This window comes from Clostridioides sp. GD02367, assembly GCF_045900275.1.
Lineage (GTDB): Bacteria > Bacillota > Clostridia > Peptostreptococcales > Peptostreptococcaceae > Clostridioides > Clostridioides difficile_A.
The window spans coordinates 45,450-62,638 of the sequence record NZ_JBJODK010000001.1 but is presented as its reverse complement, the minus strand read 5'-3'; the positions used below and the strand labels follow the sequence as shown (position 1 = coordinate 62,638).

Annotated in this window: 13 protein-coding genes; 10 read left to right on the top strand and 3 right to left on the bottom strand. The window is 28.0% G+C overall.

Annotation, left to right across the window (positions count from 1 at the left end):
* Positions 1-50: 50 nt before the first annotated feature.
* Positions 51-2,165, top strand: a complete 2,115-nt coding sequence (locus Q3223_RS00260) for a cell wall-binding glycosyl-hydrolase Cwp19 (RefSeq protein WP_284182279.1) — start codon at positions 51-53, stop codon at positions 2,163-2,165.
* Positions 2,166-2,356: 191 nt separating this feature from the next.
* Here Q3223_RS00260 and Q3223_RS00255 read toward each other — a convergent pair whose 3' ends face one another.
* Both Q3223_RS00255 and Q3223_RS00250 read right to left on the bottom strand, forming a co-directional pair.
* Positions 2,357-3,322: an LCP family protein gene (locus Q3223_RS00255; RefSeq protein ID WP_054271343.1), complete on the bottom strand. Its 966-nt coding sequence runs from the start codon at positions 3,320-3,322 to the stop codon at positions 2,357-2,359.
* Positions 3,323-3,607: 285 nt separating this feature from the next.
* Positions 3,608-4,564, bottom strand: coding sequence for an LCP family protein (locus tag Q3223_RS00250; RefSeq protein WP_054271342.1), 957 nt, complete (start codon positions 4,562-4,564; stop codon positions 3,608-3,610).
* 368 nt (positions 4,565-4,932) lie between these two features.
* Here Q3223_RS00250 and Q3223_RS00245 point away from each other — a divergent pair, with 368 nt between their 5' ends.
* The 4 genes from Q3223_RS00245 (at position 4,933) to Q3223_RS00230 (ending at position 10,790) form a co-directional block, all read left to right on the top strand.
* The gene (locus tag Q3223_RS00245) at positions 4,933-5,721 is read left to right on the top strand and encodes an HAD family hydrolase (RefSeq protein ID WP_054271341.1); all 789 of its coding nucleotides are present in this window, start codon (positions 4,933-4,935) and stop codon (positions 5,719-5,721) included.
* 21 nt (positions 5,722-5,742) lie between these two features.
* Positions 5,743-7,866, top strand: coding sequence for a sigma 54-interacting transcriptional regulator (locus Q3223_RS00240; protein ID WP_219672931.1), 2,124 nt, complete (start codon positions 5,743-5,745; stop codon positions 7,864-7,866).
* 213 nt (positions 7,867-8,079) lie between these two features.
* Complete coding sequence (locus tag Q3223_RS00235; protein WP_284182277.1) at positions 8,080-9,453, top strand: M20 family metallopeptidase; 1,374 nt, start codon at positions 8,080-8,082, stop codon at positions 9,451-9,453.
* Positions 9,454-9,527: 74 nt separating this feature from the next.
* Positions 9,528-10,790: an MFS transporter gene (locus tag Q3223_RS00230; protein ID WP_054271337.1), complete on the top strand. Its 1,263-nt coding sequence runs from the start codon at positions 9,528-9,530 to the stop codon at positions 10,788-10,790.
* Positions 10,791-10,894: 104 nt separating this feature from the next.
* On the opposite strand, the gene Q3223_RS00225 is transcribed toward Q3223_RS00230, so the two are convergent.
* The gene (locus tag Q3223_RS00225; protein ID WP_054271336.1) at positions 10,895-11,365 is read right to left on the bottom strand and encodes a DUF4358 domain-containing protein; all 471 of its coding nucleotides are present in this window, start codon (positions 11,363-11,365) and stop codon (positions 10,895-10,897) included.
* Positions 11,366-11,503: 138 nt separating this feature from the next.
* Between Q3223_RS00225 and Q3223_RS00220 the strand changes: the two genes are divergently transcribed.
* The 5 genes from Q3223_RS00220 (at position 11,504) to Q3223_RS00200 (ending at position 17,161) form a co-directional block, all read left to right on the top strand.
* A complete protein-coding gene (locus tag Q3223_RS00220) occupies positions 11,504-12,148 on the top strand; it encodes an undecaprenyl diphosphate synthase family protein (protein WP_054271335.1) in 645 nt (214 codons plus the stop codon).
* Between the two features lie 146 nt (positions 12,149-12,294).
* Complete coding sequence (locus Q3223_RS00215) at positions 12,295-13,119, top strand: N-acetylmuramoyl-L-alanine amidase (protein WP_079739783.1); 825 nt, start codon at positions 12,295-12,297, stop codon at positions 13,117-13,119.
* Positions 13,120-13,439: 320 nt separating this feature from the next.
* The gene (locus Q3223_RS00210; RefSeq protein WP_074178810.1) at positions 13,440-14,993 is read left to right on the top strand and encodes a bifunctional diguanylate cyclase/phosphodiesterase; all 1,554 of its coding nucleotides are present in this window, start codon (positions 13,440-13,442) and stop codon (positions 14,991-14,993) included.
* Complete coding sequence (locus Q3223_RS00205; RefSeq protein WP_054271333.1) at positions 14,990-15,388, top strand: Rrf2 family transcriptional regulator; 399 nt, start codon at positions 14,990-14,992, stop codon at positions 15,386-15,388. Before Q3223_RS00210 ends, Q3223_RS00205 begins: the two co-directional genes overlap by 4 nt.
* Positions 15,389-15,427: 39 nt before the next feature.
* Complete coding sequence (locus Q3223_RS00200; protein WP_167640826.1) at positions 15,428-17,161, top strand: Eco57I restriction-modification methylase domain-containing protein; 1,734 nt, start codon at positions 15,428-15,430, stop codon at positions 17,159-17,161.
* Positions 17,162-17,189 lie beyond the last annotated feature (28 nt).

The following is a 17,189-nucleotide window of genomic DNA, read 5'->3' as shown; positions in this document are numbered from 1 at the left end:
AAGGAGTATATTGTAAAAAAAAATAAATTTTAGAAATTAAGGGGGATGAAATGAAAAAAATAAGTATATTAGTATTATCACTTATAATGACACTTACAATGTGTAGTGTAAGTTCATTTGCTGATTCATCAAATGACAAGGAAATGAGAGCTGCTTGGATATCTACAGTTTATAACTTAGACTGGCCTAAGACTAAAAATAATGAAGCCAAGCAAAAAAAGGAATACACAGATTTATTAGACAAATTAAAAAGTTCAGGGATAAATACAGCAGTGGTTCAAGTAAGACCAAAATCAGATGCTTTATATAAATCAAATATAAATCCATGGTCTGAATATCTTACAGGGACACAAGGTAAAGACCCTGGATATGACCCATTACCATTTTTAATAGAAGAAGCACATAAAAGAGGTATGGAATTTCATGCATGGTTTAATCCATACAGAATAACTATGGCAGATGAGAGTATTGATAAATTACCAGCTAACCATCCAGCAAAGAAAAATCCAAGTTGGGTAATTAAACATGGAAATAAGTATTACTATGACCCAGGTTTGCCAGAAGTTAGAAAGTACATAGTTGATAGTATAGCAGAAGTTGTTCAGAATTATGACATAGATGGTGTTCATTTTGATGATTACTTCTATCCAGGAGTAAGTTTCGATGATAATGCAACATATCAAAAATATGGAAATGGACAGAATAAAGACAATTGGAGAAGAGAAAATGTAAATACTCTACTTAGAGATGTAAAAGCATCTATAAAGAGTATAAAATCTAATGTTGTATTTGGTGTAAGTCCAGCTGGGATATGGAGAAATAAGAGTAGTGACCCAACAGGTTCAGATACATCAGGTAATGAAAGTTATGTAGGTACATATGCAGATACAAGAGCTTGGATAAAACAAGGATTAGTTGATTATGTAGTTCCACAACTTTATTGGCCAATTGGTCTTAAAGCTGCAGATTACTCTAAATTAGTGGCATGGTGGGCTAATGAAGTAAAAGGAACAAACGTAGACTTATACATAGGACAAGGTATATATAAGCAAGGTCAATCAAGTTATAATGGACAAAATATAGCAAAAGAAATAGTACAACAAGTAACATTAAATAGAAAATATAGTGAAATAAAAGGTAGTATGTATTTTTCAGCTAAAGATATAGCAAATAGTACCTCTATACAAAATGATTTAAAGAGTTTATATTCTAGTAGTAATGAAGAACCAGTTACTCCACCATCAAATGTTAAAGTGGAAAAGTTAAGAGGTAATGAAAGATATGATACAGCAGTAGCAATAAGTAAAAAAGGTTGGGCTACAAATTCAGATACAGTGGTATTAGTAAATGGATATTCTATAGTTGATGGTATAACATCAACACCACTTGCTACAGCAAATGATGCTCCTATATTATTAGTAAATAAGGATAATATACCAACATCTACTAAGGATGAGATAAAAAGACTTAATCCAAGCAAAGTTGTTCTAATAGGAGGAAATAACTCTATTGGAGATAAAGTTGAGAATGAAATAAAGGATACACTATCAAATGTGTCAATAAATAGAGTTGGCGGTTCAGATAGATATAGTACATCTTTATTAATAGCAAAGGAATTAGTAAAAACTAATCCAGTAGAAAAATTATATATAACAAGTGGTACAGGTGAAGCCGATTCTCTTTCTATAGCTTCAAAAGCAGGAGAGGAAAAGCAACCAATAGTATTAGTATCAAAAGATAATGTAAGTGATGATGTTTACAACTGGATATCAGACTTAAAAGTAAAGGATGCTTATTTTATAGGTGGTAATCTAAGTATATCTGATTCAGTAATAAATAAATTAGATAAGGTTATTACAAATGATGTATCTAAAAATAGAATAGCTGGAGAAAATAGAGAAGAAACAAATGGAAAAGTAATACAAAAATTCTATCCAAATGCTGAATATCCATCAATGTTTGTAAGTAAAAGTAATCAGTTAGTAGATGCTTTAACATCAGGTCCTTTAGCAGCTAAATTGAAATCACCAGTAGTTATGCTTGGAAATAGTGTAACATCTGCTCAGAAAACTGCCTTAGAGCCTAAGAAAACGACTCTAGTATATGAAGCGGGTGATGGTATAAATCAAACTTCATTAAATACTTTCTTAAACTTAGTTAAGTAATAGAAAAATTTGTTTGAAATACAGACTATTTTTATCAAGATAAAATGAGGATTATAGATATAAACTAGAAAATAAAAAAGAACTATATACACTTTATAATCAAGTATCATAATAACTTGAAGATAATTATGTGATATAGTTCTTTTTTAATGTTTAATCTTATATTTACAATAAACTTTATGTTAAATTTCTTATTCTTTAAATTCTATGTCATTAAATATAAAATCATGTAATATGTCTAATGTATCTGGGTCAAATCTCAGAACCCATCCAGCTTTTCCATATATACCACCTGTACTGTGAATTTCATCATCAATAGGGAATTCAAATTGCTTAACATTCAAGTCGCCCATTTTTAAAACTTGAGCTCCTAAAGAAAGTATCGCATTAGGTTTCATGTTAGTTTTAACATATGGAAGAACAGCATCTAATAAACCTGGATATTTAGTGACAGGTAAAGTTTCTGTTTTCTTGATTATAGCCTGTATAATCTGTCTCTGTCTGCCATCTCTAGCAAAAGCTGTATCGTTGTGTCTGATACGTGCAAAAGATAATGCTTGGTATCCATTTAAAGTTTGTTCTCCTGATTTTTTAATGTATTGTATGCTACCTTTATCATCACTCTTATTCCAACCATAAGTTTCAGGAATAAATTTATTTAATTCTTGTATTTCACCTTTTTCAATGGTAACTTCAACGCCACCAATAGCATCAATTATATACATAAATGATTCGAAATTAACACAAGCATAATTCTGAATATCGATATTAAAATTCTCTTCAATTGTTTGTATTAATAAATCAGCTTGTCCATAAGCATAAGCATGAGTAAGTTTTTGTTTACCATGACCAGGGATGTCTACATAACTATCACGAGCTAATGATGTAAGTTTTATATCATTGTGTTTGTTATCAATAGTAAGTATCATCATAGCATCTGACCTTGAAGAATCTTCGTTTGGTCTAGCATCTGTTCCCATAAGTAGTATGTTAGTTATTCCATTTTCATTTTTATGGTCATTATTATTTAACAAATTACTATCTATGCTCGAGTCATGAATAGCAGATAATTTATAATAAAAATATCCATAGACGCTTATAGGGAATATTACTACCAAGAAAGCCAGTAGTATAACAAATTTCTTTAATTTTGACAAAAGTACCCCTTCTTTCTTCTTTTTCCTGTATATTTTTTAATAGCATACACTTAATTATATTAAAGTATTGAGATATATTCAATACTTGTTTCAGTTACAAAAAAAAGACAAAGATATAATTTATAAGAAAATTTGTCAATTTATATATAATTAAAAGTATATGTAATATATTAAAAAAATTTAATTTATATTTTAAAATAAAAACACACCTCACAATTGCAAAGAAACTTGCATTTGAGAGGTATGTACTTACTATAAAATTATTGATTTGTTTTAGATAAATACTTATTCTTCCAACATAATGTCCTCAAATATAAAATCATGCATTGCGTCTAATTCATATTCTTCAAAAGGAATTACATAGCCTGCATCACCTATTTTTCTACCATTTTCAGTAGAAAGAGGGAATTCCATAGATTTAAGGTTTAAATTTCCTATGCTCAACAAATCTTTTCCTAAAGATATTATTTCATTAGGATTCATATTAGTTTTTACATATGGAAGTATTGTATTAACTAGATTAGGATATTTAGTAACTGGTAAATCCTTAACACCATTTATTAAGCTTTGTATAACACTTCTTTGTCTTCTATCTCTTTGGTCTGTACTATCATTTTTTCTTATACGAGAAAATGCAAGTGTTTGGTATCCATTTAGTTTTTGCTCACCTGAGTTTCTTATATATTTAAGAGAACCTTTGTCATCACTTTTATTCCACTTATAAGTTTCAGGTATAAACTTGTTTAATTCTCTTATTTCACTCTTATCAACAGTAACAGTTACTCCACCTAAAGCATCGACTATATCCATAAAAGAGAAAAAGTCAACTACAGCATAGTTTTGTATGTCAATTTCGAAGTTCTCCTCTATAGTTTCTATCAATAAGTTAGCTTGTCCATATACATAAGCATGTGTTAATTTTTGCTCTCCATGTCCTGGTATATTAACATAAGTATCTCTATTTAATGAAGTCAATTTAAGGCTTTTATTTTTATTATCAATAGTCAGTATCATCATGGCATCTGAACGAGAAACTTCTTCTCCTGGTCTTGCATCTGTACCTAATAATAATATATTTGTGATACTTTCTTCATTTTTATAGTCATTACTACTAAGCGCCTCTGTATTTATACTATCATCTTGGATAGTTTTTAGTTTAGTAAAAACATATCCATATATGCTAACAGGAAATGCTATAACTAAAAGGGCTAGAAATATAACGAACTTTTTGAGTCCTGACAATAATATCCCCTACTTTCTAAATTTTTTAATTACACACAGTTAATTATATTAAAAATTTGTTACATAAGCAATAAAAAACACAATAAATTAGCATAAGTTTGTCATAATATAATTATTTTTATAATGTTTTAAAGAAGAAAGTGTGTAGTTATTATTAATTTCCTTGGAATATAATTATATTATGACTTAAATTTTTATAAATGGATGTACATATTGAAAAAAATATTTTCCTAGATGTACTTATATCAACTTACAAAATGAGCAAATTGTAATTTAAAATTTTTAGTGTATAATAGGAATTGAAAATTTAAACTGATAAAAAATAATAAAAAATAATCATAAATTATATAATTTGGGGGAGGAAATGTATGATAAAATTAATAGCAACAGACTTAGATGGAACTTTGTTAGATGAGAAGAGCGAAATAAATCCAGAGTTTTATAAAGTATTTGAAAAATTAAGAGAGAGAGGGATAATGTTTTCAGCTGCAAGTGGTAGACAGTATCAGAATCTTATAAAGAAATTTGAAGATATAAAAGATGATATGATGTTTATCTCAGAAAATGGAACATTGGTGGTATATAAAGGAAAAGAAATATTATCAAATCCTTTAGACAAAGAATTAGTAAATGAAATTATAGAGACAACAAGAAGTATAGAAGGTAAGAAAATCGTAATGAGTGGTAAAAAATACGCTTATATAGAAAGTAAAGATGAAGCTTTTATAGATGAAGTTAGTACTTACTATGCAAAGTTTAAAGTTGTAGATGACTTGACTAAAGTAGAAGGAGATATATTAAAGATAGCCGTATTTGACTTCAAAGGTGCAGAACATAATAATAGTATCTACTTTGAAAAGTTTTCTGATAGAGCTCAGGTATGTATTTCTGGAGTAGAATGGCTTGATTTAACTGCAAAAGGTGCAAATAAAGGAAGTGCCATAAAAAAAGTACAAAGAATGCTAGATATAAAATATGAAGAAACTATGGTATTTGGCGACCAATTGAATGATGTAGAAATGATGAAGAGTGCTTATCATAGTTATGCCATGGAAAATGCAAATGAGTATTTAAAAGAAATTGCTAGATTTAGAGCAAAAAGAAATACTGAGAATGGTGTTGTAGATAAGATAAAAGAGGTCATGAAAATAGGATAGCCATTTATAGTGGGGGTCTAAATGAAAAAGATTATTTTGGCTGGTATAAATGATAAGTTAAAAGTAGCATATAAATTGCAACTTGAAAAGGTATTGGGAGATGTTGCAAAAATAGAAGCTTATGATATAGAAGATTCAAACTTGTCAAATTGTGATGTTATAGTAGCGATGAATTATTTAGATGAACAGATAGTAGATAAATGGATAAAGAGAAATAAAGAAAAATTAGTTTTAGTAAAAACTATGTATACTAAAGATGCAGTGGAAAAGTTGAGTAAAATTCCAAAAGGAAAAAGGGTTCTCATTATAACTCCTGAATGGATATATACATTAGAATGTATAGCAATACTAAAAAAGTTAGGGATAAATCACATTGAATTTATACCATATAACAAAGAGTTGTTTGGTGTGCATATAGAAAATGTAGATACAGCAGTTTATTTGGGAGAAGTTTTTTATACACCAGATTTTGTTACAAATTTTATTGATATCGGTTGGAGAGAAATTGTATATAATGGATATTTACAAATATTGGAAAGACTAGAAATAGACCCAAGTGTAGTATCATCTAAGTTAAAAGTAGTGAAAGAAAATGTATATAGTGAAGATGAGATTGATATTAAATCTATAATGGAAGATTTGAAATATAAAAATCGAGTAAGACATTTAATTGATTCGATACCAATAGGGATGATTATTTTAAATCAAGATAAAACTATAGAGCTATATAATGACTATGCAAGAAAATTACTTAATATAAAGGAAAGTAATATAGGAAAAAATTTAAGTACAATTAAGCCACTACTAAATATATACAACTTATTTAAACGTACAAATCTTAAAAAGAATATATATTACTCAGATAAAACTTTAAATAAGGAATTTATAGTCAGTAAAAACAATATAAACTTTATGGGTAAAAATTATCAAGAGTCTATATTTATAGATGAAGTGTTTGAAGCATATAAAGGAAATACTGGAAAGATAAATAAATCTTATTTAGCTAAATATACGTTTGATGATATAGTGGGAAACTCTAAGAAGAATAAAGAAGTTATAGAATATGCTAAAAAATACGCTAAAATAGATTCAACAGTACTGATATTAGGTCAGACAGGAACAGGAAAAGAGTTATATGCTCACTCTATTCATAATTGTTCAGATAAAAGGAATCGACCATTTATATCTATAAATTGTGCAGCAATACCGGATGAACTACTTGAAAGTGAATTGTTTGGGTATGAAAGTGGAAGTTTTACAGGGGCTAGGTCTCAGGGTAAAAAAGGTTTATTTGAAATAGCTAATGGCGGAACTATATTTTTAGATGAAATAGGAGATACAAGTCAATTATTTCAAGTGAAGCTTTTAAGAGTACTGCAAGAAAAGGAAATAGTTAAAATTGGTGGATATGAAAAAATTAGATTGGATATAAGAGTAATTGCTGCTACTAATAAGACCATAGATGAACTTAGAAATTCCAGTAATTTTAGAAAAGATTTATTTTACAGACTTAGTACTTGTATACTCAGTATACCTCCACTTGAAGAGAGAAAGGAAGATATACCTGTGCTATGTAATTATTTTTTAGCAAATATGGGATATCCTTATAAAAAAATCGATGACGAATTAGGAAAGTTTCTGTACAAATACAACTGGGATGGAAATGTACGAGAATTAAAAAATTGTATTGAATATGTTGGAAACTTTGGTGGTGAATTACTTACAATAGATGATTTGCCTATGATATATAAAGATTCTTACCAAAATAAGTATATTGAAGATAAAGAATTTACTTTAAATACATATGACAATAATCAAAACAGAGCATATGAAAATAACATGCTTAATGATACAGATTCTGAAGTTAATGATAATATAGAAAAATCTTATAATGTATATTTTGAGAACTTAAGCCATCGAGATAATCTTATAGCATGTGAGATTATGAGGATATTATATAAAGAAAATTGTGGAAGAAGAATGATAGTAAAGAAATTACAATCAAACAATGTAAATTCAAGTGAACATAGTGTTAGAGTAATTATGAACTTTTTAGAGTCAGAGGGATATATCGGAAAGAGTATTGGGAGAAATGGGAGTCATCTTGAAGAAAAAGGGGAGAAATGGGTTACTAAAAACTTATAAATAGAAAGTAAATGGGATATCGATTTAATGATATCCCATTTATTTTTTTTGTTTACAATATTATTTATTTAATCAGAATAATTAAAATTTTAAAAAAGAGTGTTTGTAAGTCTTACAAGACTTACTGAGATTAAAATCTACTTACTTGGCACAATCATTGCTTATATAGTAAGTCACAAGTAAAAAATAATTATTCCTAGGAGGGTTTTAAATATGAAAAATGATTTAATTAGTTGTGTTGATAAACATAAAAAAGATTTAGTAGAAATGGCAAAAGGAATCTGGGAAAATCCTGAGACTTCATATGAAGAATATTTTGCAAGCGGTGTACAAAAGAAGTACTTAGAAGAAAGTGGATTTAGAGTAAATACTGTGCAAGGAATAGAAACTGCCTTTGTAGCAGAGTTTGGAGAAGGTAGACCTGTCATAGGGATATTGGGAGAATATGATGCCTTACCAGGATTATCTCAGAAAGTATCTTTAATTAAAGAAGCTATAACTGAATCTGCTCCAGGTCATGGATGTGGTCATAATCTGTTGGGAGTAGGAGGAGTAGGAGCAGTAGTAGCATTAAAAGAAGTTATGGAGAGGGATAATATCAAAGGAACTATAAAATATTTTGGATGTCCAGCTGAAGAAGGTGGAGTAGGAAAATGTAATATGTATAAAAAAGGATGTTTTAGAGAGATAGATTGCGCTTTTAGCTGGCATCCTTTTGATGTAAATAGCCCTTGGAGACCAACTAGTTTATCAAATTTTTCTATGAAATTTAGATTTAAAGGAATTACTTCTCATGCAGCACAATCTCCACATACTGGTAGAAGTGCACTTGATGCAGTTGAACTTATGAATGTAGGTGCTAATTATCTAAGAGAACACATACTGGACTCTATACGTATGCACTATGTAATAACTAATGGAGGAGAAAGACCAAATATAGTTCCTGGTTATGCAGAGTCATGGTATTTCTTAAGAGGTAAAAAAGCATCAGATGTAAAGAGTACTCTTGATAGATTGGTAAAAGTTGCTAAAGGTGCAGCGATGATGACAGAAACAGAAATGGAATATGAAGTTATAGATGCAATGTATGATTATTTACCTAATCAAAGTTTGACAGATGTTGTATCTGAGAATATGAGATTGGTAGGAGCACCGAACTTTAAAGCTGAAGATTTAGATTTTGCTCACAAATTAGCAAATACAATTACAAAAGAAGAAAGACGAAATGTAGCAACTTCATTTCAAGGAAATTTTAATATAGTAGAAAAATATCTACATGATGATATTGCTGACTTTGAAGATTATAAATACAAAAATGTATCTGGTTCAACTGATGTAGGAGATATAAGCTATATAGTACCAACTGCACAATTTGCTATGGCGGCATGGCCTATTGGTACAGCAGCACATACTTGGCAAGCTTGTTCATCATCTGGTTCTAATGTAGGTTTTGAAGCAATGTTAAGTGCAGCGAAAGTGCTTGCTTGTTCTGCATATGATATCTTGATGGACAGAGAAAAGCTTGAAAAATCAAAAGAAGAGTTTACAAAATCTTTGGATGGATTTGAATATAAACCATTGGTATAATCTTTATTTTAAAAATAGAATTATACCTTAAATAATAAATTAATCTTAAAATCACTAAAATTGGGGGGTAAAAAATGGAATCAAATAATATATCTAATTCACAAAAAGGGTTTTTTAGAGGATGGTTAGTTGTATTTGCTGGCTTAATACTAATGATATCTGTTTATGGAATAGTAAATAATTGTGCAAGTTTATTTATAAAACCTGTAACAGAAGACCTAGGTTTTTCTAGGTCTGAGTTTTCTCTTTATTATACAGTAATTGCTTTGTCTACCATGGTAATAGCGCTCTTTATGGGGAAATTAGCAAAGAAATTTAAACTAAAAAATATAATGCTTGTAGGGTGTGTGTTAGCAGGAATTGGTTATATAGGATATTCATATGCAAGCAGTATATATGTTTTTTATTTAATGAGTATATTTTCAGGCTTGGGGTTAGGTATGACAACTCTAACTCCTCTATCAATAATAATAAGCAATTGGTTTGTAGAAAAAAGAGGTCTAGCATTAGGTTTAACTTTTATGGGAAGTGGAGTAGGTGGTATGATATTTAATCCTATAGCTAACTATATAATATTAAACTACAGTTGGAGACAATCCTATTTAGTGTTAGGAATAATAATATTAGTCACAACTATACCAGTAGTTTTGATATTTATGTCTGAAAAACCAAGTGATAAAGGTTTATTGCCATATGGATATAGCAATTCTTCTGAAAACGTTTTAGACAATTCTGTAAAAGGAATCATGCTTGGAGATGCTGTAAAAACTAAAATATTTTGGATTATGGTTGTAGGATTAATTTTGATTACAATAATAGCTATGGGAGTACAAATGCATATTGCATCTTATTTGACTGATATAGGGTATTCTCCAACTTTTGCAGCAAGTGTTATATCTATAAACATGGGAGTAGTTATATTAGGCAAAATACTTCTAGGATATGTATTTGATAAAGTTGGATGTGAAAAAGGTGTTATATTTGTTGGATTACAAGTATTTCTAGGGGTATTGGCTCTATTATTTGCTAGTAAGTATCCAGCTATAATAGTATTTATTATATGTTGGGGAATTGGAAACTGTATGGGAACTATTGTACCTGCTCTTATCACATCAGAGATATTTGGCAAAAGAGATTATTCAACAATAGTTGGTGTAGTAAATGCAGTAGTTTTATTGGGAGCAGCCTTAGGTTCAGCTGTTACAGGAAAACTATATGATATGTCTGGAGGATATACATTAGCATGGATGACATACTTGGTATTGACTGTAATTATGGTTGGATTGATATTAATAAGTCTAGTTTTAGGAAAAAAGAAAAAGCTAAAAGAGGTTTAAATTATACTAATTAAACAAATAAAAAATATCAATGTAATTTTTAACAAAATAAATTTATTTATATAAAAATTACATTGATATTTAATAAATATCAATAATGATATTTATTTTTTTATTATACTCAGTATTTTGTTTTCTATTTGAGAGGCATTTTCAGCAGAAATTAGATAAACATATCTGCCTGCTTTCTCAACTATAGTATTATTTGCTATTTCAGAATTGCTTTTTTCTCCATGTCCTTCTCCAAAAGGTGCTTGTATCATGTCTTTTTTATAATTTTCTAGAGTTTTATAGATTTTATCTACATCGTCAGTTTTTATGACGATAATATCTTCTAGAGATAATTTTTCAGAAGAATTAATTACAAAACCTTGAATGATGTCCTCTTCCACATCATTGAAATAGTTAAATTCCTTTGCATCAAAGACTTTTGATTCTTTTACAAGTAAATCAGAAGATTTTAATGACTTTTCAATTTTCGATGTAGAAACGTTTTTGTAATCACCACTTGAAGAACAACTAACCATTCCAAATGATAAGATTATCGAAAAAAACAATATTAAAATTTTTTTCATGATAAACCTCCAAGTTTTTTAAACTCTATCTTAAATTAGTTTACTACATAATTATATAAAAATAAATGTATTTAATGTTACAGTTTTGATTAATAATGTAATATTTTGATAATAATACCTATTAAGAGGTGATTAGAAATGAGAGTACCAAAACATGTAGGAATTATCCCAGATGGAAATAGAAGATGGGCGAGTCAAAATGGTATGACAAAAGATAGAGGATATGAAAGTGGAATAAATCCTGGACTGGAATCTTATAGATTATGTAGAGATTTAGGTTGCGAAGAAGTAACTTTTTATGGATTTACAACTGACAATACAAGACGTCCATCGGTGCAGACAAAAGCTTTTACAAAAGCATGTATTGATGCTGCAAATATATTAATAGATGAGGGTGCAGCTTTATTAGTTGTTGGAAATACGAAATCTCCAATGTTTCCAGAAGAATTATTACCATATACTAATAGAATCCAAGCTAGGGAAGGTCAGATAAAAGCAAATCTATTGGTAAATTATGGTTGGTATTGGGACCTGAATAATATATCAGGAGTAGAAAATGTAAATAAAAATAACATACAAGATTACATACAGTCATTTGATGTATCAAGATTAGATTTGATAATCAGATGGGGTGGAAGAAGGAGATTAAGCGGTTTTTTACCTGTGCAATCGATTTATGCAGACTTTTATGTTATAGATAATTATTGGCCAGATTTTAGAGGTGATGATATAAAAGATGCCTTTAGCTGGTATGATACACAAGATGTTACTTTAGGTGGATAATTAGAGAATTTTGATGTTTTAGGTTGTAGAATGTTTTAAATTATTGAAAAAAAACCTTCTTGGTGGTAAAATAACACTAATATTATGAAAAAATAACACTAATATTATAAAAAAATGTGAAAATTTATACCAAGAAGGGTGAAAAAATGTCAAAAAGCAATAATAACAATAATTCAAGAAACAAATCTAAAAATACTAGCCATCTGAATAGAAAAAAAAGAAAATTAAATAAGAAAAAATTAGTAGTGTTGGTTTGCTTTACGATGTTATTTTTATTTATTGCATTTAAAGTTACTCAAGGTGTAGTAGCTTTAGTAAAAGGGATGGATAAAAGCAATAAAACTAACCAACAACAAAACGTTGAGTCAGAGCAATTTGATCTTGGCAATGAAGAAGAAAATAAAAATAAAAAATATACTGTATTCATAGACCCAGGTCATGGAGGAAATGATAAAGGGACCCAAAGTAAGACTAGTAACAGATATGAAAAAGACCTAAATTTACAAATTTCAAAGAAATTAGCAAATAAATTAGCTAAACAGAAAGATATTCAAGTTGTAGTATCTAGAACTGATGATACATATGTATCGCTGATGGATAGAGTTAATCTAGCGAAAAATAGTTCTGCTGATGTGCTTGTTTCTATCCATTTAAATGCAGAGAAAAATGGAAATACAGCAACAGGTATAGAAACCTGGTATAGGAATAAAGCTACAGATGGCTCAAAAGATCTTGCACAGTCAGTGCAAAGTACTATATCATCCTATGTTAAAGTAAAGGATAGAGGTATAGTTGAAAACAACTTTGAAGTACTTAGAGAATCAGATATGCCTGCTATATTGATAGAGTGTGGTTTTTTAACGACACCATCAGAAGAACAAAAAATAATAAATGAAAAATATCAAGACCAACTTACAGAGGGTATTGTTCAAGGTATACTTTCATACTTAGATTCTAAAGGGAAAAAATAAATTAAGTTCATGTTTATGTATGGATTTACTTAAATATGAAACTGTATACTTTGGATTAAATTTATTCTGTTGAATTGTATCAAAAAATACTATTTGAATTGAAAAACTATGAAATTAGAAACTATTTTACATATATCTAATCTCATAGTTTTTTTGTTAAGAAAGTAAATATTTATGAAATTTAAGAAAGTAAATTTAATATAACATAGTTATTTATTTGTGATGTTAACTTACATTGATTTACTATCAATTGTGCTTTATAATTAATATAGAAAAAGTTTGATTGTAAGATAATTTAAAAATAATATAGGGGAATTTATATGAATAAGAATAGTATGACAAAAATTTACAGTTTAAATAAAATAATTTTTATCATAATCGGAATTTTGGGAATAGTTTTACTCACAAGGCATGTTGGGATATATATAAAGGTATTAATTTTACTTTTATTAATATTATTTACTATAAATATATTTATTTCGTATCTTAAAATCAAGCTATATGAGGATAAAATTAATTTAGAAATAGTAAATAATTCAGATAAGATTATGAATATTACTAAGGATGAGAACTTTTTAAAACATATTCAAAATTATATTATTAGCAATAAGAAAGAAAACTGTGTTATGGCTTGTTTTGATTTATGTAGACTTAAACTTATAAATGATATATATGGTTATGAGTTAGGGGATGAAGTATTAGATAATATTTCAAGCAATCTAAAAAGTTATTTTGGTGAAGAGGCTATTTATGGAAAACTAAAAAGCGATGTTTTTATATTAATAATAAAGCTTGAAGACAGAGAACAAAAGATTCCTTATTTGGTAAATCTCATTAGGAATAAAATTGTGACATTAAGTCAGATTGATAGTTTTAAAATGAATATAAATGTTGAGGCATCAATTGGAATTTATAGATTTAATGATGATAAAGTTGATATAAAAAAAGCTATGGACAATGCTGATATGGCAAGGATTAAGTCAAAAGGACTAAAGCATATAGAATATGTAGAATTTGATTCTGCAATGGAAGAAGAAATACAATCACTTATGAAAATAGAGCAAGATTTATTCTTAGCTATAAAGAACAAGGAATTTGTAATCCATTATCAACCCAAAGTTGATTCGAGTACAGGTAAAATTATAGGTTCAGAGGCATTAATAAGATGGATACATCCGTCTTTAGGTATGGTTGGACCAAATAAGTTTATTCCTATAGCTGAAAGAAGTGGTCTGATAAATAATATTGGTAGATGGCTAATTCAAGAAGTATTTGTTACTATTGATAATTGGATTTCAGAAGGTATAAATGTCTTACCAGTTTCAATAAATCTTTCCAGGGTGGAACTATACAAAAATGATTTAGTAGATTTTTTTAAATCAATGTTTAATACATATAATGTGCCTAAAGAACTCATAGAAATAGAAGTTACAGAAACAACAGCACTAAGAGATGTAAAATTTATAAGTGAGAGGCTTTATGAGATTAAATCTTTAGGTATAGACATATCATTAGATGATTTTGGAGTAGGCAACTCGAATTTTATTAATCTTAAGGGGATACCACTAGATGTTATAAAAATTGATAGGTCACTTATAATGGATATAGTTACAAATACAAAGACAAAGTTTATGGTAAAAGCAATTGTTAATCTTTCACAAGATTTGAACTTAACTGTTATATGTGAAGGTGTAGAGGATATGGAGCAGGTTAAAGTTTTAAACGAAATGGGATGCAATTTAATACAAGGTTACATCTATTTTAAACCTTTAGATGAGATTAGTTATAAAAGAATTCTTACTGACAGAAATTATGTAAATCTAGAAGATACTCTTTTAGATAGATACATGGCAGTTGAGGAGGCGGAAGAATGATTTCAGAAGATGTAGATTATTCAATAAGAATTATAAGAGCTATATTTAATAATGGAGAAGATAATCCAATAGATGTTAAAACAATATTAAAAAGTGAAGATATACCAATACTAACACTGTATAAACTTCTTAGAAAACTTTGTGCAAATAATGTACTTACTCTTAATAAAGAAGATGGCAAGAAATACATGTTAAATGTATCATTGGATACAATAAGTTTAAGAACTATTGTAGAATTAATTGATGGAAAAATATATATAAATAAATGTACGAGATATGTATCCAATTGCAGTAATTGCTTAAAAGGTTGCAAAGTAAATCGCGAGTTACTAGAAATAGAAAAAGAAATCTATAAACTTTTATCAAGAAAATCTATAAGACAAATACTAGAATAATAAATTTTCAGCTATGATAATAATTGGAGGTTTTCAGCTATGGATGATATATCTCAAGATAATTTTCTACTGTCTAAAGAGTATGAGAATAGTTTAGATGTAGATACTAAAAAAGCAAGTGGAATATACTATACTCCTAAAATCATTGTCGATTATATTGTAAAAAAAACTTTAAAAAATCACGATATAATTAAAAATCCATACCCACGAATACTCGATATTTCTTGTGGGTGTGGAAATTTTCTTTTGGAAGTATACGATATTTTATATGACTTATTCGAGGAAAATATCTATGAATTAAAAGAGAAGTATGATGAGGCTTATTGGACTGTTGATAATATACACAGTCATATATTAAATTATTGTATATATGGTGCTGATATTGATGAGAAAGCTATAAATATATTAAAAGACAGCTTAATAAACAAAAAGGCAATAAATGACTTAGAGGAATCTAATATAAAGATTAATCTATTTTGTTGTGATAGCCTTAAAAAGAACTGGCGATATAAGTTTGATTATATAATTGGTAATCCGCCATATATTGGTCATAAAAAACTTGAAAAGAAATATAAAAAATTTCTCCTAGAAAAATACAGTGAAGTTTATAAAGATAAAGCTGATTTGTATTTTTGTTTCTATAAAAAGATTATAGACATTTTGAAACAAGGAGGAACTGGTAGTGTTATAACTCCAAGATATTTTTTAGAAAGTCTATCAGGTAAAGATTTAAGAGAATATATTAAATCAAATGTTAGAGTTAAAGAAGTAGTAGATTTTTTAGGTGCAAATATATTTAAAAATATAGGGGTATCTAGTTGTATACTTACTTTTGATAAGAAAAAATCAAAAGAGAAATCAATAGATGTATTTAAAATAAAAAATGAGGATATATGTATAAATAAATTTGAAACACTAGAAGAACTTTTAAATAGTAGTAACTTTGATTATTTTAGTATAAATCAAAGTTTGTTGTCTGATGAATGGATACTTGTAAATAAAGCTGATGGAGTTTTTTATAATAAGATACAAGAAAAATGCAACTATAGTTTGGAAGATATAGCAATAAGTTTTCAAGGAATAATCACAGGTTGTGATAAGGCCTTTATTTTAAGTAAAAATGATGTAAAATTGAACCTTGTGGATGATAAATTTTTAAAGTGTTGGATAAAAAGTAAAAATATAAATAAATATATAGTAGATAAAAGTGAATATAGGTTAATATACTCAAATGACATAGAGGATGAAGAAAAAAATAAGAAAATACTTGATGAGATTATAGGAATATACAAGTCAAAGCTAGAAAACAGAAGAGAATGTAAAAATGGAATAAGGAAATGGTATGAACTTCAATGGGGAAGAGAAAAGCTTTTCTTCGAAAGAAAAAAAATAATGTATCCTTATAAATCAAAAGAAAATAGATTTGCTATAGATTATGATAATAACTTTTCAAGTGCAGATGTATATTCTTTTTTCATAAAAGAAGAATATTTAGATAAATTTTCATATGAATATCTAGTTGGAATCTTAAATTCTAGCATTTATGATAAATACTTTAAAATAACTGCTAAAAAGATGAGTAAAAACATATACGATTACTATCCTAATAAGGTTATGAAGATAAGAATTTTTAGAGATAATAATTATGAAGAGATAGAGAGTTTGTCAAAGGAAATAATATCAATTTTATTAAACAACTCTGTGGATAAAGAAAAGATAGAAAGATTGCAGATAAAAATGGATAACTTAATAATGAATTCTTTGGGTATATAAGCATCTGTAGATATAAAGAAAATCACGG

What these genes read in the sequence shown, in the direction of transcription:
- Q3223_RS00200 (WP_167640826.1), top strand. Translation starts at nt 15,428, where the DNA reads ATGGATGATATATCTCAAGATAATTTTCTACTGTCTAAAGAGTATGAG.
- Q3223_RS00245 (WP_054271341.1), top strand. Translation starts at nt 4,933, where the DNA reads ATGATAAAATTAATAGCAACAGACTTAGATGGAACTTTGTTAGATGAG.
- Q3223_RS00235 (WP_284182277.1), top strand. Translation starts at nt 8,080, where the DNA reads ATGAAAAATGATTTAATTAGTTGTGTTGATAAACATAAAAAAGATTTA.
- Q3223_RS00215 (WP_079739783.1), top strand. Translation starts at nt 12,295, where the DNA reads ATGTCAAAAAGCAATAATAACAATAATTCAAGAAACAAATCTAAAAAT.
- Q3223_RS00240 (WP_219672931.1), top strand. Translation starts at nt 5,743, where the DNA reads ATGAAAAAGATTATTTTGGCTGGTATAAATGATAAGTTAAAAGTAGCA.
- Q3223_RS00260 (WP_284182279.1), top strand. Translation starts at nt 51, where the DNA reads ATGAAAAAAATAAGTATATTAGTATTATCACTTATAATGACACTTACA.
- Q3223_RS00210 (WP_074178810.1), top strand. Translation starts at nt 13,440, where the DNA reads ATGAATAAGAATAGTATGACAAAAATTTACAGTTTAAATAAAATAATT.
- Q3223_RS00225 (WP_054271336.1), bottom strand. Translation starts at nt 11,365, where the DNA reads ATGAAAAAAATTTTAATATTGTTTTTTTCGATAATCTTATCATTTGGA.
- Q3223_RS00220 (WP_054271335.1), top strand. Translation starts at nt 11,504, where the DNA reads ATGAGAGTACCAAAACATGTAGGAATTATCCCAGATGGAAATAGAAGA.
- Q3223_RS00205 (WP_054271333.1), top strand. Translation starts at nt 14,990, where the DNA reads ATGATTTCAGAAGATGTAGATTATTCAATAAGAATTATAAGAGCTATA.
- Q3223_RS00230 (WP_054271337.1), top strand. Translation starts at nt 9,528, where the DNA reads ATGGAATCAAATAATATATCTAATTCACAAAAAGGGTTTTTTAGAGGA.